Raw genomic sequence first — 15,893 nt, forward strand, 5'->3', positions numbered from 1 at the left:
TCACCCCGTTTCACCCCGGCTCGCCCCGGGGACTTGCGTGGCGTTCGCGCCAGCAGCGCGCCAGCAAGAAGGGCCCCTGACCCGCAGGTCAGAGGCCCTTCCACTACTCCCCCAAGTCTACGGGAGATGCCCCTCCTCGTCAGCCCCTGACGCCTCCTCAAGCGACTCCTCGGGGGCCGCCTTCCGCGCCCGCGGGACCGCCGCGGCCGAGCGCTCCGTGAGGTCCTTCTCGTACTCCGTGAACAGCTCCATGTACGTGTCGCTGGTCAGGACGATCGTGGAGTGCCTCAACTTCCGCTTGGCGTCGTCGATGTCTCCGCCGCCGGCCTTGACGATGCCCGCGGCCACGTGCCGGAGGTCGCGAAGGTTGATCGGCGGCAGGCCTGCCCGCTCGCGGATCCGCTGGAACTCGGCGGATACGTCGTCCGGGTGCAGCCAGGAGCCGTCAAGGCCCGTCCAGATCTTGCCGGTGTCGATCCAGTCGTGTGCCTCCTTGCCCTCGGCCCGGAGACGGGCGGCCTGCTCGTTCCACGCATCGCGCTCGGCGAGCTGCTGGCGGCGGCGCTCCCGCAGGACTGCAACCGTTCCGCTGTCGAGCATGACCGCAGCGGTGCTGCTGTCCGTCTTGGGCGCGGTCTCGGTCGGCGTACCGTCGTAGAGGACGATCTCCTTGAGGACCTCGATTCTCGGCGGCTCGGCGTCAAGGAAGGTGTCCTCCCAGCCGGAGCCGACCCCTTCCCCGCGGCGCAGCCCGTGGTAGGCGATCACGTGGAAGATCGAGTAGAGCCGCTCCGCCTCTGCCTCATCGAGGAACTGGCCGAGCTGCTGCAGCGTCCAGACCATGACGGGGCTCGGGATGAAGCCCGTCGCCAGCCACCGGGCCACCCGCTCGTCGGTCCAGAGGAGGCCCTTGGGGCGGCTGTAGCTGTCCAGCTCGACGTGACGGGCCGGGTTGAAGGTGAGGAGCTGCTCGGCGATCGCCGCGTTCAGCGCGGAGCGCAGTGTTCGCCGGATGGCGTGGCGGCTCCCGAGGCCCGTGACCTTCCGGAACGGTGGCATCTCTTCGAGCTTGGCGCGCTCGGCCGCCAGGCGCTCGCGTTCCTTCGCGGGAGGCCGGCCGGGGCGGTGCCACTTGGCCCGTTCGACCTGTTCGCGGCGGGCCGCGTTCTCGGCCGCGACCACGTCGGCCTCGTCCGCGATGGCGTCGAACATCTCCCGGAGGTGCCCGACGCTGAGACGGTCGAGCCGGATGTGGCCGATGCGGGGCTTGAGGTGGACGCGAACGTGTGACGAATAGCCGGCGGTCGTGTTCGCTCGGGTCTTCTTGCTCATCAGCCAGCGGTCGAGCCACGCTTCCACCGTGGACTTACCGTCCAGGGGTACGCCGACGCCGAGGCGTCGCTGCACCTCGGCGATGTCGGGGATGTCCGCACGGCTGGCAGATAGGCCGGCGAGGAAGTCGGCGACGCGGACGAGGTCGGCCTCGTCGTCGCCGGCGAGATTGAGGATGGACTGGACGCGGGACAGGACGTCGTTCGCGTCGTCGACCCGGGTGAACCCGCCTCGCCGGAAGGCTCGCCGCTTGTTCGAGTCCGCGGCTGCCGGCAGTTCCAGGCGGACGAGGTAGCTGCCGTGGTTCTTCCGCTTCAGCTTGGGGCATGCCTGACTGAGGAGCTTCCCATCGGCTCCTCGGCACTCACAGCGTCGCGCGATCGAACCTGACCGGCGTGCAGCTGGCATGGGGGTCCTCCTTCGGTCACGGCTCGGGCGGCGGGGTCTGGCGCGGCAGCCGGATCGCTGCGAGGCCGACGGACAGCAGGTGGTCTGCCGCCTCGTTCAGCCGGTCGAGCGTCTGCTCGGGCATGGCTCCGGGTCGAACCGCGAAGGCGATACCGCTGGGGGTGACGATCGGCACGATGATTTCGGTCTCGGGCACAGCTTCGCTGAAGAAGTACCAGGCGCGTACCGCAGACGAGGAACCAGTCGCTTCCCCCGTGGGTGTCGTCATGCGATCGGTCCCCTTCTCTCGCTCAAGCGTTCGATTGCCACCTTAGACCTACGCACTGACGGTTGCCGTGCGTCGCGACATGATCGCACCCCGGAATCGGAAACTCCATGCGTTAGGCATATGCACCCACCGGTGCGCGCGCGAAACATGCGTGGTCAGTGGGGCAACCCCCCTTCCTCGGGCGGCACAAGCGAGTCGATCAAGTCGAGAAGCCTCTGCCGCTGGTCGGCGGGAATCTGGTCCAACTTGTGAACGTAGGCCCGGCTCTCGGATGACCCGCCCTTAAGGGCCTCGACGCCGTGGAACTGGGCGGACGCCGCATCCTGGAGGTGCCAGAGCTCCAGCTCGCATGCCGCCGCCAGGGCGCGGAGCTGCTCAACTTGCGGCGGAATGATCGGCTCGCCCTTCTCCAGGCGATGAATCCAGCCGCGCGTCACCCGCTCCCCGCTGATCGGGTCAACTGCCTTTTGGGCGAAGGGGGTTAGCCCTTCCCCCAGCTCTAGGCGCCGGGTGTGGACTAGGTCCGCCAGCTGCCGCCTCTGTTCAGGCTCCCGAGGACCCGGAGCCGATTGATCTTCGTACGCCGCCATGGGGCACATCCTGCCACTCCTGTGGGGTGAAGCTACAGAGCGCCGTTCATCCCTTGCACTGTCATGCGTTCGACGTACCAGGGTCTCCGTTCTACTCACTGAACGGATTGTTCAGCACGGCGACCACGGGCCGCTAGGTGGCACCCCTTGTTTGGCCGGTTCCTTCGCGTTTCCCCCACAACAGGCTGAGCGTTCAACCAGCTGGACATCCCGTTCAACTCATGGAACGCTGCACTCACTGGCGTTCAACTCGTTGAACGCTCCGACTGTCTGGAGGACGCCTATGCGCAAGAACCCGCCTCCCACCACCTATGCAGTGTTCAGCCCCGAACGGCTCCGCATGCTCATGGAGCGCACCGGCACCGGGGAGTCGATCAACAGCCGCCAGCTGGCAAAGGCCGCCCACGTGGCTCACGGCACCATCGGCGGCCTGATGGCCGGCACCCAGCGCACCGTTCCCGAGGTCAAGGCCCGGGCGATCGCCGACGTCCTCGGCGTCGACACGCTGGTCCTCTGGGTCCCGGTGGAACGCTCGGGCCGCACGTACATCCCTGCGCAGGTGACCGCATGAGCCGCAAGATCGCCGCTCTCAGCCCCGCCCAGGTGCTGGCGCTCCCCGCCATGCCGTCCGTGCAGCAGGCATTCGGCGCACTGAACATCGGCGAGGCGCTCGGCTACGAGTTGATCAAGAACGACGAGTTCCCTGTCGAGGTCCTGAGCTTCGGCCGTGCGTTCCGCGTCCGCAAGGCGGACCTTCTCGCCTTCCTTCGCCTCACCGAGGCTGCAAACGACGCCGCCCCCGGGTCTCAGCCGGGGGCGGAATCGGCGCAGGCTCCCGAAGGGGCCGCAGCGTGAACAGCATCGCACGCGCCACTGACAACGCGAAGACCAACGCGGGACAGACGAATCCGGCCAGCAGCGGCCCGTTCGACGGCGCCCTGTGGGTCGACATGGAGGGGCAGCGCGCCCGGTACGAGTGCCTGCGCCCCGACTGCACCCACCGCGTCGAGGGCCCCGTCTGCGCCACCGACCGTGTCCCGGGCCCGGACGGCTCCCCCGTCCGGGCCGGGGCCGCCCGGGTCGCCGGGTTCATCGAGCGCGTCAAGAAGTACCACCTCACCCAGTACCACCCTGGAGAGACCGCCCAGTGAGTGACGAGCAGACCACAGACCTGCGGGCCACTGCGGCCGAGCTGCACGCCGCAGGTCTGTGCGTCCTCCCGATCAAGGCCGACGGGACCAAGTCCCCGTCCGTCCGCAGCTGGATGCCGTTCAAGGTCCAGCGCAGCACCCCCGCCGACCACGACCAGTGGTTCGGCGGGGGCCGCCCCGGCGGCATCGCCGTCGTCTACGGCGCCGTCTCCGGACACGTCGAGATGATCGAGTTCGAGGGCCTGGCCGTCCGAGAGGGTGTCCTCGACGAGGTCACCGAGGTCATGGACGCGTCCGGCCTCGGCGACGTCTGGGCCACCATCCAGAACGGGTGGGCCACCGAGTCGCCGTCCGGCGGGATCCACTACCGCGTCCACGTGGACGGCGCCCCGGTCCCCCCGAACACCAAGCTCGCCAGCCGCCTCGCCCGCGAGGACGAGTACACCCCCGAGGAGCGGCAGCGCGTCGCCGAGAAGCCCGGCACCCGCATTGTCCGCGTGCTCGTCGAGACGCGAGGCGAGGGCGGCTACGGCCTCGTCGAGCCGTCCGGCGGGACCGTGCATGCCTCCGGCCGGCCGTACCTGCGCGCAGCCGGGGGTCCGGGCACCATCCCGACCATCCCCGCCGACGAGCTGGACGCCGTCCGCTCCGTCTGCCGGATGTTCGACGCCCTGCCGAAGGCCGAGACGCAGAAGAGCGCGCCGAAGAGCAACCGGCCTCCGCTACCCGGCGGCGGCTTGCGCCCCGGCGAGGACTTTGAGCAGCGCGCCACCTGGGAGGAGATCCTCGACGGGGTGTTCCGGCCGATCCGGTCCGTCGGCGGCACCACCTACTGGGGGTGGGCCGACGGCGCCCGCGGGCCGAAGGCGACGACCGGCCGCGACCCGGCCGCCGACCGGCTGTACGTCTTCACGACGTCCTCGGAGTTCCAGGCCGAGGTGCCCTACACCAAGTTCGGCGCCTACGCGCTGCTGCGGCACGGCGGCGACCACAAGGCAGCGGCGGCCGAGCTCCGCCGCCAGGGGTTCGGCTCCGTGCCGGAGCGCCGGCGCCTCACTCCGGCACGACCGGTAGAGACGTATTCCGACGGCTCGGCCGCCCTCGACCCGGCATACGAGCCGGAGGAGGGCGAGGCGCCGGACCGGCACCTGCAGGCTGTCCCGGACCGGCCCGAGCTGGACATCACCAACGAGGCCGACGGCCTCGACGGCGTCCTCGCGCTCATGGCGGCCGGCCGCCTGCCCGACCTCTACAAGAGGTCCACGGGCCCCTGCTGGGTGCACCGGGACGACCTCGGCGACCCGGTCGTCCATCAGCTGGCCACCGACAACCTGCGCGCATACCTCGCGGACCACGTCACCACCTACATGGTGAGGCGGGACGCCGAGGGCACGCCGACCGAGGAACGCGAGCTCCTCATGCCGAAGAGCTGCGGCACCCTGCTCGGCCGGAAGGACTGGCCGCTGCCTCTGCTCCGGGGCATCATCACCTCCCCCGTCGTCCGGCCGGACGGCACCCTCGTCACCGCCCCCGGATACGACCGGGCAACTGGCCTCTTCCTGGCTCCGCGCGTGCCGGTGCGCCGCCTCCAGCAGACCGTCACGATGGAGAGTCTGGAGCGGGCGAAGGAGATCGTCCTCGGGCAGGTCCTGGCCGACTTCCCTTGGGTGGCGCCGTCCGACCGGGCGCACTACATGGCCGCGCTCCTGACGCCGATCCTGCGCCCGCACTTCCACGGGCCTACCCCGATGTTCGTCATCTCCGCGACGTCCCCGGGGTCCGGCAAGTCGCTCCTCAAGGACTTGCTCGCGCACTGCTACGGGGTGGCCGACACGGCGTGGCCGGAGAACGACACCGAGCTCCGGAAGAGCATCACCACGCAGCTCTACACCACCGGGTCACCGGTCGTCGCATTCGACAACCTGCCCAACGGCTACGTGATGCGGAGCTCGGTCCTCTCCGCGCTGCTCACCGGCGAAACATGGGGCGACCGCATCCTCGGCGCCACCGGCAAGGTGGTCATGCGCAACGACCGCGTGTGGGTGGCGACCGGCAACGGCCTCCGGACGAGTGCCGACAATGGCCGCAGGGTCATGTGGGTCCGGCTCGACCCCAACTGCCCGGACCCCGACCAGCGCGACGGCTTCACCGTCGGCGACCTGCGCCCGTGGCTCCGCGCCAACGCGTCCACGCTCGTCGCCGCACTCGTCACGCTTGTCCGGTCCTGGCTCGCCGCCGGGGCCCCGCTCATCCGCACCCGGAAAGGCGACTACTCCGAGTGGGCCACCATGCTCGCCGGCCTCCTCGGGTACCTCGGCATCGGCGGCTTCAACGCCGACCAGGGCGACGCCGCCCTTGACCAGGACGACGAGCTCGCCGAGTGGACTGCCTTCCTAGAGATGTGGGACGAGCAGCTCGGCCGCGACTCGATCCCGGTCGGCAAGGTGATCGCGGGGCTCCCCGATCACGTCCCGCGCCTGCGCGAGGGCGAGGTGCCCTCGGCCAAGCAGCTCGGGCTCTGGCTCAAGTCCCGGGCGGGCCGGTTCTTCGGCACCCGCAAGGTGGTCCGGGTCTACGACTCCCACAAGAAGCAGAACCTGTGGCGGGTCGAGGCCCACGCCGACCGCGGCACCGGCACGCACGAGGGCTGACCGTGACGGCCGGTGCGGGTAGTGCGGGAAGTCCTGCCGGGCCTGCGGGTACTTCCGCAAGCCCCCCGTACCGGCCGCCACCAGCGCACACGCGGGGAGGCGGGGAGTTGCGGGGAGTTCCCGCCGCTCCTTCTACCGCACGCGCACCACACACGTACTGCGTATCACGACCACGTCGTGTCGATCACGACGGCTGGAGTGGCTCCGGCATGAGGGGTGAAGGGGAACTTCCCGCAACTTCCCGCACTTCCCGCTACATCGCAGCTCAACCCCGGTACAGCGCACCGACGATCTCCCCGCAGCAACTCCCGCAACTCCCCGCACTACCCGCAGAACCCGAGCAGCCGAAGCAAGGAGACTCGCATGTACCCCACCCTCTTCATCACCGCCGGCCTGAAGTCCTTCGCCGAGGCCATCGACGCCGAGCGCCAGGCCCAGCTCGCAAGGTTCGGCGACCAGAAGCACCCCGACGGCACCGGCAACGAGAGCCAGCGCGACGATGCCGACCGCGCCCGCCAGTTGTGCCAGGACGCCTTCGGCGCGGGCTACGGCACCTGGGCGGACATCCTCGACGAGGAGGTCGCCGAGGCGAAGGCCGAGCGGGACCCCGCGAAAATCCGGACCGAGCTGCTCCAGGTCGCCGCCGTCTGCGCCGCCTGGATCTGGGACATCGACAACCGCCCGCACTCGATGATCTGCGCCCACTGCGGGCAGCCGATCCCTCAGACCGAGGGCCAGCACACCTGGTACGGCCCCGTGCCGATGCCGGGCCAGCCGGAGTGCACCGTGCCGCGCTACCACCTCGGCCGCGAGTACCCGGAGTGCAGGACCGCGGGCGACGCCACCGGGGCCGAGTCGTGACCTGGTGGCAGGCGTGGCTCGCCGTGCAGATCCCCCTCGCAGTCCTCTGGCACCTGTTCACCTGCTGGCAGAAGGGACCCAACCGATGACCCCTCGGACCATGGCCGAGCGCGCTGCGCGAGCTCGCGCCCGTGCCGAGCAGCGCGACACACTCCTCATCCTCCTCGCCCGCGTCGACCGCCTGAGCTCCACCGAGGGCGCCCTGCTCGCCGAGTACACCCACGACGAACTCGCCGCCAGCGACCATCTGCGCAGCACCACCCAGGGCCAGCAGCGCGCACTCCAGGACCGCGCAGAGCAACTACGCGCGGCCGAGGACGCCATCCGAGAGGCCGAGCACGACCGGGACGAGGCGCTCGCGCAGGTGGCGGTCCTCGGCCACTACCTCAACGCCATCCGGCGCGAGCTCAACGGCGTCCCCTGGCCCGACCTCCCCCACGCTGTCCGGCAGCTCGCCGCCGAGCAAGCGGCCACCCGACGCCTGGCCGAGATGGCACGCGACCGATGGGACGAGCTCACGCCCAGCGAGGTCCTCACCACCCTCGACCACCCGAAGGACTGACGCATGAGCACCTGCCTGCTGTGCGAGCACCACCCGACCGACGGCTACCTCTGCCCGAGCTGCAGCAACCTGACCGCGCAGCGCCTCGGCCGCCTGCCCCGCCTCTACACCGCCCTCGCGGCCTTCCTCGCGCCCGCCGCGCAGGCGCAGCGGCACGGCGGTTCCAGCCAGGGCGGCCCGGCCCCACTCCCCGTAGCCGAGCACGTCCTCACCATGCGTGGGCCCGGTGGCATCGTCGGAATCCTGGAGGACTGGCGCTCGGCCATGCACGATGCCCGCCGCTGGCCGGCCCCAGTTCTCACCACGGGAATCCCCCACCGCGTTACGGCAGCGGCCGCCGCGCTCGGCTACTCCATGGACTGGGTGGCGCGCAGCTGGCCCGAGGCAGGCCAGTTCGCCCGGGAGATCCGCGACGTCCACGCGGCGGCCGCAAGCGTCGTCCACCCGCAGCTGGCTGAGGAGCGGGGCACACGGCTCGGGAAGTGCCCCGCCGTTGACCCCGAGGGCCTGGTCTGCGGCGCGATCCTCCGGCACTACCCGGGCGAGCGCGCAGTCACCTGCCGGTGGTGCGGTTGCGCCTTCGAGCCGCACGAGTGGGGCGACCTCCGCAGATGGATCGACGAGGAGTCGAACACCGAGCTGGAAAAGGCGAGTTGAGTCGTGCCGCTCTCGACTATCACACCCCCCTGTGATAGCGTCTGCGACGTGAACACCGAACCCTGGCGGGTCCGATTCACGCGGGAGGACGAGCTGGTGGAACAGCTCCAGTCCCAACTGCTGGAAGCCGCCGTACGCAGGGCCTCGGCCCTCGCCGCCGGCGTCGCCGAACTCGGCAGCGTGTACGCCGTCGCGAAGGCCACCGGCAAGAGCTGGACCGCCATCGACAACGCGATCAAGAAGCACACAACCAAATAGCGGGCCGGACGACAGCTCACCAAGTGGTGGAACACCTGGTGGCGCGCGCGTCGCCCGGCCCCGACCAAGCCCATCCTGATCTGACCAGGAGGACACGGCCATGGCCGATCATTTCACGGGCACCCCCGCGCCCGTACCCCCGCCGGCGCTTCCGGCGCCCCTTTCCGACGAGACCCGGGGCCTGGTGCTCCAGCTCGCCGACGGCCTCAGCCGTCTCCGGCCCGAGGCCGCCATGAGCGACGGCATCCGCCTCGCCCGTGCCCTCGTCCTCGCCGAGCAGCTGCACGGCCCCACCGAGGCGGCCTACACCGCCGAGCAGGCCCTGCTCGCCGCCCTGCCCCCGGTCCAGCCCGGGCAGACCCGCGGCGAGTACGCCGCCCAGCTCCACCTCATTGCGCAGGGGGTGACCCTGTGACCACCGTAGCCACCAGCGGCCTGGACTCGCTCTACGACCGCGAGCAGGACCAGAGCGTGCTCGTCCTCTCCGTCGACACCGCCCGGCGCCTCGCCCGCGAGGACCTCGACGCGTGCGCCACCGCCGACACCCACAGCCACGGCGCCATGCTCCAGGCCGCCGTCACCCTGGACTACAGGCTGCGCTCGCTGCTCGCCGCCCTCGACGCCGAGGACCTCGCTGGACCGCAGGACGGCACCCAGTGACCACCCCCACCGAGGTGGCGCAGCGACGCGCCGCCGTGCGCCGATTCGCGGCGCAGAAGCTCAGCAACCGCGCCATCGCCGAACGGCTCGGCATCTCCAAGGACACCGTCCGACGCGACCTTGAAGCTCCCGAGGTCTCGCTCCGCGAGCTCGTCGCAGAGCGTGCGGCGCAGACCGACACGGCCGTGAGCCAGGCATGCGCCGCAGCTCAGAGCGCCGCCGACATGCGGCCGGCCTACGTCATCACCGACGAGGCGACCGCGCGGCGCTGGCACAGCGACCTGCGCGCCGCCGCCGGCCAGCTGACGGCGCTCGCCGACCAGTTCGCCGACTACTACCTCTTCGCCCGAAGCGCCATGGACGGCGCAGAGTGCTGACCTACGAGACGCTCGGCTTTCACGGCCTGTTCGCCCTCGTCAGCCTCACCGCCGCCGCGCGGCTCTTCCCTGCCGGCACCCAGCCGCGCCGCTACCTGGCCCGCGCCGCTCTCGTCGTCTTCATCCTCATCGCCGCGATCACCGCGCTCTCGTACTGAAGGACTCCGCCGTGAAGACCAATCTGCTCACCGCCATCGACACCGCCGTCAGCAACTCCATGACCACCGCGGCCCCGACCGCTGTCCCCGGGCAGGGCGGATCCGTCCCCGTCTCCGTCCTGCTGGTCCTTGGCCTCGGCGGAGTGGCCTGGTGGATGTTCAAGCACGGCGACAAGAACAAGAAGCTCCACCTGCTCCCCGGGTTCGTCTGCCTCGGGCTCGGCCTGTCGCTGTCCGGCACCCAGCTCGGCACCATGGTCGGCATGCTCTTCGGCAACGTCGCCACGATGGTCGCCAGCTTCGCGGGGAACGTCTGACCGTGGCCGACCCCGAGGCCGACACCCTCGAACTGCCGCCCGTGCCCGACTGGGGGCGCGGGCGGCCCCGCTGGGCAGCGCAGCGCATCCACCCCCGCCGCATCGGCATCGGCCACCGCAAGCTCATCAGCCAGTTCCGCGACTGGACCCGCGCCGAGGGCCACCCCGCCGCCGGCCGCGCGAAGGGCGCGCGCCTCGGCGGCCTCGCCCTCGCGGCGCTCACCACCTGGCGCCCGCTCGTCGAAGACCCCCGGCTCCTCGCTCTGGCCGGCGGCAGCTACCTCGTCGCCGCCTGGCGAGCCAGCCGCCCCACACCGGTGACCGAGGAAGAGCTCCAGCGCCGGTTCCTCCTCGGCGTCCAGGAGCTCATCGGCGACCGACCCGGCATCCACGTCCGAGAGCTGTACGACCGGCTCCAGGCCCAACCCGCCGCCGCCCACCTCGACGACACCCGCCTCCGAGCCCTACTCGTCCGCTGCGGCGTCCCGACCCAGCAGATGCGTCTCGGCGACGTCGGGGGCCGCATCGGCATCAAGGCCGCCGACGTCGCCGCCCTCCTCTCCCCCGCCCCTGTGGACACCTCTTCTGGACCTGTAGACGCAGGTCAGCACCTCCCGGAAGAGGTTGTAGACCAGCCGGAGACCGGCTGTAGACCACCCTCCGCCCACTCACAGAAGGAGCCCTTCATGCCCGACCACGACATCACCGTCCGGGGACACATCACCCTTCCCGATGGATCCGCCGTCGCCTGCCCCGACTGCGGCACCGACAAGGAGCTGACCGTCTACGGCCCCGACGGCGGCGCCGGCCACCTCATGTGCCCCAGCGGCCACCACTTCCCGCCCCCGGCACCCATCGACCCGTACCGTCTCCTCGCATCCGCCGTCGCCGACCCGCGCACCGAGTTCCTGTCCTGAACTGCTGGAGCGAAACTGGCCCGGCAGCCGGGCCCGACGAGAGAGGATGGCCCACATGACGGACCTGGTGGAGTTCCTAAAGGCCCGGCTCGACGAGGAAGTTCAGAGGGCAGTCTCTTCCCGCGACCCGTGGTTCGGGTACGAGCCTGACGAGCACGTGGAGCGCGTCAAGTGGGCTGATGCTCTGTTCATTGCCCACCACAGCCCGACTCGTGTCCTCGCCGAGGTCGACGCCAAGCGGCGGATCGTTGAGCTGCACACCCCGGTGATCCTTCGCAGCGGGGGCGGGGGCGCGTACTTCGACACCACCAGGGTCTGCCGCTCCTGCGAGCCGCCCCGCCAGTTCCCCGAACAGGCTTGGCCGTGCGCCACGCTCCGCCTGCTGGCCCTGCCGTATGCCGACCATGCCGACTACGACGAGGCGTGGCACCTGGGCGACGCCTCCCAACCGAAGGAGTGACCGTGGGCCGCTATGTCGAGGGAGCACCGGACGACCTGCCCGACGTGATCGCCCGGATCCACGCGCGAGGCTTGGCAACGAGTGAGGCCGACGGCCCGCTGCGTCCGTCGGAGCCGTCCATCTGGTTCGCCTACCGTCGGCCCGAGGGCACCCTCTTCGGCCTGTACCTCGTGAGCGGGTCCGTGCACGTACCCCGGACCGGCGAGACCGTCCTGCTCGGGGAGATCAGAGAACCGCTGCGGGTGGTGGATGTGCAAACGCGCTACTCCACCAACCCCCTCGATGGCATCCCGCTCGCGGCTGTCACCGTGTGCGTCGAGCCGACAGGCTGATAAAACTCGGCACACTGGTCACATGGAGTACCTACAGCCGCCCGCTGGCACCGTGACCACTTCCCTTGCGGCCCTCGCCGCAGGGGTCCAGCCCGCCACCATCCGCGACTGGGTCCGGCGCGGCGTCCTCACCCGCTGCGGAGGCAGCACGCTGCGGCCCGTCTACCGCATTGAGGACGTCCAGGTCGCCCGCCGCGCAGCAAAGCCCACCCGCCCTGGCCAGCGCGCCGTCAAGGCCGCTTGACCTGGAGCGATCCATGCGCCACGCTTTCGGCAGACAGCCATGCCCGAAAACGGTGCGGCCCACATGCTCACGAACGGCCCCGACCATGATCCGGTCGGGGCCGTTCACGTTCCCAGACCGGCCCGTCCGCGATCCCCGACGCGGACGGGCCTTCCCATACCCCGCCGTCCGGCGATGGGGCGTAGAGCCTCCTCCGGGCCGAGCCCCGGTGAGCGCGCAGCGCTGGACGGCGGCACCAACTCCCTGGAGGCAACCGTGAGCGACTCGCGTACGCCCTACGCGCACGCACTGCACACCATCAACGAGACGTCCACGCGCCTCAACCTGATCACCGAAGGCAGGGGCGTGTCGGGCGAGGTCGCCGCCTCGGTGCTCACCGCACACTCCAACCTGGCCATCGCCTCGGCGCTCCTCGCCGTGGCCGACGCGCTGCGGGGTGCCTCACCAGTTCGCTCCCCCGAGGTAGCGCCATGGCCTCTGTGAACTACGGTGCGGGGCTTCCCCGGTGGGTCGGCGCCCGCTTCGTCATGGAGTCCCCTGGGATCTACGCCACGACCGGCACACGAACCTCGGACGGCTCCCTGGCCATCAACCTGGTCGTGCACATCCCGCGTATCCGCGGCGCGCTCTACGGCGCCTGGCTGCGCCTCACACGCAAGGGGGCGTGAGCCGTGCCGAGCCGCGCCCCGCGACGCTGCACCACGCCCGGGTGCGGCGCCATGGCCGCCCCGCCCGCCTCGAAGTGCGCTGCGCACGACAAGCGTCGGCCCCGCCGCTCGGCCTCGTCCAAGGGCTACAACGCCGAGCACGTCCAACGGTTTCGCGCGGGCGTCCTTGAGCGGGACCCGGTGTGCGTGGTCTGCGTGCGGGCGCCGAGCACGCAGGCCGACCACTACCCGCTGTCCAAGCGCGAGCTGCAGGCGCGCGGCCTGGACGAGCACGACCCCCGCAGAGGCCGCGGCCTGTGCGCGCCGTGCCACTCGCGCGAGACCGCCCGCCACCAGCCCGGAGGCTGGAACGCGGGCCCGCGCTACTGACCGTGAGGGGGAGGGGGCCTCAAATCCCTGGCCCGGGGACCCGCGGAACGCGGGGGGGAGCCCAGAGACGCCTCGACAGGTTTCGGGATCCGCCGTACCGGGCCACCCGCCGTAACTGAACGTCACTGGAGGTGGCCATGGGGAAGCGAGGACCGGCACCGAAGCCCACCGCGCTGCGCGTGCTGCACGGCGACCGCAAGGATCGGATCAACACGGAGGAGCCGCGGCCCGCCGAGGGCGACGTCGCCCCGCCGGCCTGGCTCAGCAACGAGGCCGTCGAGGTCTGGGACACGCTCGCCGACCAGCTGACCGCCACCGGCGTCCTGACCGGCTGGGACGTCGAAGCGTTCGCCAACTGGTGCGACGCCGTCGCCCGGAGGCGCGCGGCGGCCGAGCACGTCGACCAGGAGGGCGCCGTCGTCGAGCACCCCGTGTTCAACAAGAACGGCGACCAGACCGGCGTCCGCATGGGCAAGAACCCCTGGCTCCTCGCGCTCGACGCCGCCGACGCGCAGGTGCAGCGGTACGGCGCCCGGTTCGGCCTGACCCCGAGCGACCGCGCGCAGCTGCACATCGGCGGACAGGAGAAGCCCGGCGGGGCGGAGCGCCTGCTGTCCTGACCGCACGTGAGGGGGTGCCATGACCGCCGGGACCACTACCCGCCCGGCCCGTAGCAAGGCAGCCACCCGGCCCCGGGGCCGCGCGCGGGCGGTGACGTACGACCACCACAAGCGGTGGCGGCCTGCGTCCCGCAAGGGCGACGTCTGCGGGTACACCCTCGACGGCAAGACCTGCGAGCGCCGCGGCGCGCACTACTGCGAGCCGCGCGCCGACCGGGTCGTCGCGTTCTTCGCCGAGCTCCTCGTCCACCCCGCCGGCGCCCTGGCCAACACCAAGTTCGTGCTGGCGTCGTGGCAGGAACACGAGATCATCAGGCCCCTCTTCGGGGAGGTCCACTGGTCCGAGCAGTGGGGCCGGTACGTCCGCCGCTACTCGCGCGCCACGATCGTCATGGCCCGCAAGAACGGCAAGTCCGCGCTCCTGTCCGGGATCGCGCTGTACATGCTGTGCGGGGACGGCGAGGAGTCCGCCGAGGTCTACGGCGCGGCTGCGACGATCCGGCAGGCGGGCAAGGTCTTCGAGCCATGCCGGAAGATGATGCTCAAGAGCCCGCTGCTCGCGGCGCGGCTTGAGCACGTCAAGGCCGCGCGGCGCATCGTCGACGAGCGGACCGGCTCGCACTACGAGGTCATCCCGGCCGACGCCGACAACGAACTCGGGCACTCGCCGCACTGCTTCATCCTCGATGAGGTCCTCTCCCAGCCGGACGACTCGCTGTGGCAGGCGATGCGCACGGGCACCGGCGCCCGCACGCAACCGCTCATGCTGGCGATCACCACCGAGACCAGCCAGCAGTACTCGTTCGGCGCCGAGTTCATCGACGAGGCCGACCGCGTCCTTGAGGACCCGAAGCGTGCGCCGCACCACTTCGCCTTCGTACGCAAGACTCCGCGCACACCCGACGAGCTGGAGCGGCTGCACCGCCTCTTCCCCGGGCGCCCCGACCTGCCGGTCTCCCTCGACTGGACCGACGAGGCGAACTGGGCATGGTCGAACCCCGCGCTCGGGACGTTCCTGTCCGTCCAGTCCCTGCGCGAGGAGGCCAAGGAAGCCCTTGGGGACCGGAAGGCGCTGAACGCCTTCCTGCAGTTCCGGCTCAACCAGCGCGTGAGCGAAGTGTCGCGCTGGATCGCCATGGACCTGTGGGACATGAACACGGGCGAGCTCGCCCCGAACCCCGGCTGGATCGCCGGCCGCCTGGAGGGCCAGCGGTGCTGGGGCGGCCTCGACCTCTCCTCGAAGCTGGACCTCACCGCCTGGTGCCTGTACTTCCCGGGCGGCGAGCTCGTGTGGCGGTTCTGGGCCCCTCAGTCCGTCGCCCCGATCCTCGACAAGTTCACCGACGGGAAGTTCAGCGAGTGGGCCGAGGACGGCTGGGTCACGCTCACCGACGGCGACACCATCGACTACGACACGATCTACGACGACATCGAGACCGACCACCACCTCTACAAGATCATCGACGCCACGTACGACAAGTGGTGCGGCGAGCCCGTGCGGCAGGCGCTCACCAAGCGCACCCGGATGAAGATGGTGGAGTCGGACACGACGTTCACCCGCATGACGCCGCCCATGAGCGAGTTCATGCGCGGCCTCAAGGCGAGGGAGTACGCGCACTTCGGCAACCCCGTCGCGAGGTGGATGGCCGACAACCTGGAGTGCAAGAGCCCTCGCGACGACCCCGACCGTGTCCGCCCGGTCAAGCCCTCGCGCGACAAGACCGGCAAGCGCATCGACGGCATGCCCGCGGCCTTCTTCGCTATCGACGGCGGCCTGCGCGGCCTGCCTACCCCGTCCATCTACGAATCGCAGGGCATGTCCCTGTAACCCCCGTGAAGGAGGTGAGGCAGGTGGACCGCTGGGACGTCCTCGCCCTGCTCGGCATCGCACTCCTCGGTATCGGCCTCGGCCTGCTCGCCCCCTGGCTCGGCGTCGCCGTGGCCGGCCTGGTCCTCCTGGCCGTCGGCGTCACCGGCGCCCTCGGCGAGCTGCGCGCGAGCAGGGCGCCCGACCAGCAGAAGGGAGCCTGACC

General features: G+C 70.8%; 26 protein-coding genes. 23 read left to right on the forward strand and 3 right to left on the reverse strand.

What is annotated here, in order from left to right; genetic code table 11:
• Nucleotides 1–117: 117 nt before the first annotated feature.
• The 3 genes from ABD981_RS19160 to ABD981_RS19170 form a co-directional block, all read right to left on the reverse strand.
• The gene (locus ABD981_RS19160) at nucleotides 118–1,740 is read right to left on the reverse strand and encodes a site-specific integrase (protein ID WP_046909066.1); all 1,623 of its coding nucleotides are present in this window, start codon (nucleotides 1,738–1,740) and stop codon (nucleotides 118–120) included.
• A gap of 16 nt (nucleotides 1,741–1,756) precedes the next feature.
• Nucleotides 1,757–2,008 carry a hypothetical protein gene (locus ABD981_RS19165; protein ID WP_131723892.1) on the reverse strand — a complete coding sequence of 84 codons (252 nt, stop codon included), beginning with the start codon at nucleotides 2,006–2,008 and terminating at the stop codon, nucleotides 1,757–1,759.
• 155 nt (nucleotides 2,009–2,163) lie between these two features.
• Nucleotides 2,164–2,598, reverse strand: coding sequence for a hypothetical protein (locus tag ABD981_RS19170; protein ID WP_131723891.1), 435 nt, complete (start codon nucleotides 2,596–2,598; stop codon nucleotides 2,164–2,166).
• A gap of 283 nt (nucleotides 2,599–2,881) precedes the next feature.
• Here ABD981_RS19170 and ABD981_RS19175 point away from each other — a divergent pair, with 283 nt between their 5' ends.
• The 23 genes from ABD981_RS19175 to ABD981_RS19285 all read left to right on the forward strand — a co-directional run bounded on the left by ABD981_RS19175 (nucleotide 2,882) and on the right by ABD981_RS19285 (nucleotide 15,891).
• Nucleotides 2,882–3,169, forward strand: coding sequence for a helix-turn-helix domain-containing protein (locus ABD981_RS19175; RefSeq protein WP_046909064.1), 288 nt, complete (start codon nucleotides 2,882–2,884; stop codon nucleotides 3,167–3,169).
• Nucleotides 3,166–3,453: a hypothetical protein gene (locus ABD981_RS19180; protein ID WP_123954674.1), complete on the forward strand. Its 288-nt coding sequence runs from the start codon at nucleotides 3,166–3,168 to the stop codon at nucleotides 3,451–3,453. Before ABD981_RS19175 ends, ABD981_RS19180 begins: the two co-directional genes overlap by 4 nt.
• The gene (locus ABD981_RS19185) at nucleotides 3,450–3,749 is read left to right on the forward strand and encodes a hypothetical protein (RefSeq protein WP_046909063.1); all 300 of its coding nucleotides are present in this window, start codon (nucleotides 3,450–3,452) and stop codon (nucleotides 3,747–3,749) included. Before ABD981_RS19180 ends, ABD981_RS19185 begins: the two co-directional genes overlap by 4 nt.
• Complete coding sequence (locus ABD981_RS19190) at nucleotides 3,746–6,400, forward strand: bifunctional DNA primase/polymerase (RefSeq protein WP_123954673.1); 2,655 nt, start codon at nucleotides 3,746–3,748, stop codon at nucleotides 6,398–6,400. Before ABD981_RS19185 ends, ABD981_RS19190 begins: the two co-directional genes overlap by 4 nt.
• Nucleotides 6,401–6,763: 363 nt before the next feature.
• Nucleotides 6,764–7,261 carry a hypothetical protein gene (locus ABD981_RS19195; RefSeq protein WP_123954672.1) on the forward strand — a complete coding sequence of 166 codons (498 nt, stop codon included), beginning with the start codon at nucleotides 6,764–6,766 and terminating at the stop codon, nucleotides 7,259–7,261.
• A gap of 85 nt (nucleotides 7,262–7,346) precedes the next feature.
• Nucleotides 7,347–7,823 (forward strand): hypothetical protein, encoded by a 477-nt coding sequence (locus ABD981_RS19200; RefSeq protein ID WP_131723890.1) that lies wholly within the window; start codon nucleotides 7,347–7,349, stop codon nucleotides 7,821–7,823.
• A 3-nt stretch (nucleotides 7,824–7,826) separates the two neighbouring features.
• A complete protein-coding gene (locus tag ABD981_RS19205; protein WP_046909061.1) occupies nucleotides 7,827–8,480 on the forward strand; it encodes a hypothetical protein in 654 nt (217 codons plus the stop codon).
• Nucleotides 8,481–8,528: 48 nt separating this feature from the next.
• Nucleotides 8,529–8,738: a hypothetical protein gene (locus ABD981_RS19210; RefSeq protein WP_205628211.1), complete on the forward strand. Its 210-nt coding sequence runs from the start codon at nucleotides 8,529–8,531 to the stop codon at nucleotides 8,736–8,738.
• A gap of 100 nt (nucleotides 8,739–8,838) precedes the next feature.
• Complete coding sequence (locus tag ABD981_RS19215) at nucleotides 8,839–9,153, forward strand: hypothetical protein (RefSeq protein WP_046909059.1); 315 nt, start codon at nucleotides 8,839–8,841, stop codon at nucleotides 9,151–9,153.
• Complete coding sequence (locus ABD981_RS19220; protein WP_046909058.1) at nucleotides 9,150–9,398, forward strand: hypothetical protein; 249 nt, start codon at nucleotides 9,150–9,152, stop codon at nucleotides 9,396–9,398. The genes ABD981_RS19215 and ABD981_RS19220 overlap by 4 nt, the downstream gene beginning before the upstream one ends.
• A complete protein-coding gene (locus ABD981_RS19225) occupies nucleotides 9,395–9,775 on the forward strand; it encodes a helix-turn-helix domain-containing protein (protein ID WP_046909057.1) in 381 nt (126 codons plus the stop codon). The genes ABD981_RS19220 and ABD981_RS19225 overlap by 4 nt, the downstream gene beginning before the upstream one ends.
• Nucleotides 9,769–9,933: a hypothetical protein gene (locus ABD981_RS19230; RefSeq protein WP_165590963.1), complete on the forward strand. Its 165-nt coding sequence runs from the start codon at nucleotides 9,769–9,771 to the stop codon at nucleotides 9,931–9,933. Before ABD981_RS19225 ends, ABD981_RS19230 begins: the two co-directional genes overlap by 7 nt.
• Nucleotides 9,934–9,944: 11 nt before the next feature.
• Nucleotides 9,945–10,250 carry a hypothetical protein gene (locus ABD981_RS19235; protein WP_046909056.1) on the forward strand — a complete coding sequence of 102 codons (306 nt, stop codon included), beginning with the start codon at nucleotides 9,945–9,947 and terminating at the stop codon, nucleotides 10,248–10,250.
• A 2-nt stretch (nucleotides 10,251–10,252) separates the two neighbouring features.
• The gene (locus ABD981_RS19240; RefSeq protein WP_046909055.1) at nucleotides 10,253–11,167 is read left to right on the forward strand and encodes a hypothetical protein; all 915 of its coding nucleotides are present in this window, start codon (nucleotides 10,253–10,255) and stop codon (nucleotides 11,165–11,167) included.
• Between the two features lie 55 nt (nucleotides 11,168–11,222).
• On the forward strand, nucleotides 11,223–11,627 hold the full coding sequence (locus tag ABD981_RS19245; protein WP_123954679.1) for a DUF6221 family protein: 405 nt from the start codon (nucleotides 11,223–11,225) through the stop codon (nucleotides 11,625–11,627).
• 2 nt (nucleotides 11,628–11,629) lie between these two features.
• Complete coding sequence (locus ABD981_RS19250; protein WP_046909053.1) at nucleotides 11,630–11,959, forward strand: hypothetical protein; 330 nt, start codon at nucleotides 11,630–11,632, stop codon at nucleotides 11,957–11,959.
• A 52-nt stretch (nucleotides 11,960–12,011) separates the two neighbouring features.
• On the forward strand, nucleotides 12,012–12,203 hold the full coding sequence (locus ABD981_RS19255; RefSeq protein ID WP_165590962.1) for a MerR family transcriptional regulator: 192 nt from the start codon (nucleotides 12,012–12,014) through the stop codon (nucleotides 12,201–12,203).
• Between the two features lie 255 nt (nucleotides 12,204–12,458).
• Nucleotides 12,459–12,686, forward strand: a complete 228-nt coding sequence (locus ABD981_RS19260) for a hypothetical protein (protein ID WP_131723889.1) — start codon at nucleotides 12,459–12,461, stop codon at nucleotides 12,684–12,686.
• The gene (locus ABD981_RS19265) at nucleotides 12,674–12,871 is read left to right on the forward strand and encodes a hypothetical protein (RefSeq protein ID WP_131723888.1); all 198 of its coding nucleotides are present in this window, start codon (nucleotides 12,674–12,676) and stop codon (nucleotides 12,869–12,871) included. The genes ABD981_RS19260 and ABD981_RS19265 overlap by 13 nt, the downstream gene beginning before the upstream one ends.
• 51 nt (nucleotides 12,872–12,922) lie before the next feature.
• Nucleotides 12,923–13,240: a hypothetical protein gene (locus ABD981_RS19270; RefSeq protein WP_046909050.1), complete on the forward strand. Its 318-nt coding sequence runs from the start codon at nucleotides 12,923–12,925 to the stop codon at nucleotides 13,238–13,240.
• Between the two features lie 137 nt (nucleotides 13,241–13,377).
• On the forward strand, nucleotides 13,378–13,860 hold the full coding sequence (locus tag ABD981_RS19275) for a phage terminase small subunit P27 family (protein ID WP_046909049.1): 483 nt from the start codon (nucleotides 13,378–13,380) through the stop codon (nucleotides 13,858–13,860).
• Between the two features lie 19 nt (nucleotides 13,861–13,879).
• On the forward strand, nucleotides 13,880–15,688 hold the full coding sequence (locus ABD981_RS19280; RefSeq protein ID WP_123954669.1) for a terminase large subunit: 1,809 nt from the start codon (nucleotides 13,880–13,882) through the stop codon (nucleotides 15,686–15,688).
• Nucleotides 15,689–15,711: 23 nt separating this feature from the next.
• Nucleotides 15,712–15,891 carry a hypothetical protein gene (locus ABD981_RS19285; RefSeq protein ID WP_046909048.1) on the forward strand — a complete coding sequence of 60 codons (180 nt, stop codon included), beginning with the start codon at nucleotides 15,712–15,714 and terminating at the stop codon, nucleotides 15,889–15,891.
• The last annotated feature ends 2 nt before the right edge of the window (nucleotides 15,892–15,893 follow it).

Source organism: Streptomyces showdoensis (genome assembly GCF_039535475.1).
Lineage (GTDB): Bacteria > Actinomycetota > Actinomycetes > Streptomycetales > Streptomycetaceae > Streptomyces > Streptomyces showdoensis.

Excerpts from the sequence above, each read along its gene's own strand:
- ABD981_RS19275 (WP_046909049.1), top strand. The coding sequence starts at position 13,378 with ATGGGGAAGCGAGGACCGGCACCGAAGCCCACCGCGCTGCGCGTGCTG.
- ABD981_RS19180 (WP_123954674.1), top strand. The coding sequence starts at position 3,166 with ATGAGCCGCAAGATCGCCGCTCTCAGCCCCGCCCAGGTGCTGGCGCTC.
- ABD981_RS19195 (WP_123954672.1), top strand. The coding sequence starts at position 6,764 with ATGTACCCCACCCTCTTCATCACCGCCGGCCTGAAGTCCTTCGCCGAG.
- ABD981_RS19200 (WP_131723890.1), top strand. The coding sequence starts at position 7,347 with ATGACCCCTCGGACCATGGCCGAGCGCGCTGCGCGAGCTCGCGCCCGT.
- ABD981_RS19280 (WP_123954669.1), top strand. The coding sequence starts at position 13,880 with ATGACCGCCGGGACCACTACCCGCCCGGCCCGTAGCAAGGCAGCCACC.
- ABD981_RS19170 (WP_131723891.1), bottom strand. The coding sequence starts at position 2,598 with ATGGCGGCGTACGAAGATCAATCGGCTCCGGGTCCTCGGGAGCCTGAA.
- ABD981_RS19205 (WP_046909061.1), top strand. The coding sequence starts at position 7,827 with ATGAGCACCTGCCTGCTGTGCGAGCACCACCCGACCGACGGCTACCTC.
- ABD981_RS19215 (WP_046909059.1), top strand. The coding sequence starts at position 8,839 with ATGGCCGATCATTTCACGGGCACCCCCGCGCCCGTACCCCCGCCGGCG.
- ABD981_RS19245 (WP_123954679.1), top strand. The coding sequence starts at position 11,223 with ATGACGGACCTGGTGGAGTTCCTAAAGGCCCGGCTCGACGAGGAAGTT.
- ABD981_RS19265 (WP_131723888.1), top strand. The coding sequence starts at position 12,674 with ATGGCCTCTGTGAACTACGGTGCGGGGCTTCCCCGGTGGGTCGGCGCC.
- ABD981_RS19270 (WP_046909050.1), top strand. The coding sequence starts at position 12,923 with ATGGCCGCCCCGCCCGCCTCGAAGTGCGCTGCGCACGACAAGCGTCGG.
- ABD981_RS19160 (WP_046909066.1), bottom strand. The coding sequence starts at position 1,740 with ATGCCAGCTGCACGCCGGTCAGGTTCGATCGCGCGACGCTGTGAGTGC.
- ABD981_RS19165 (WP_131723892.1), bottom strand. The coding sequence starts at position 2,008 with ATGACGACACCCACGGGGGAAGCGACTGGTTCCTCGTCTGCGGTACGC.
- ABD981_RS19175 (WP_046909064.1), top strand. The coding sequence starts at position 2,882 with ATGCGCAAGAACCCGCCTCCCACCACCTATGCAGTGTTCAGCCCCGAA.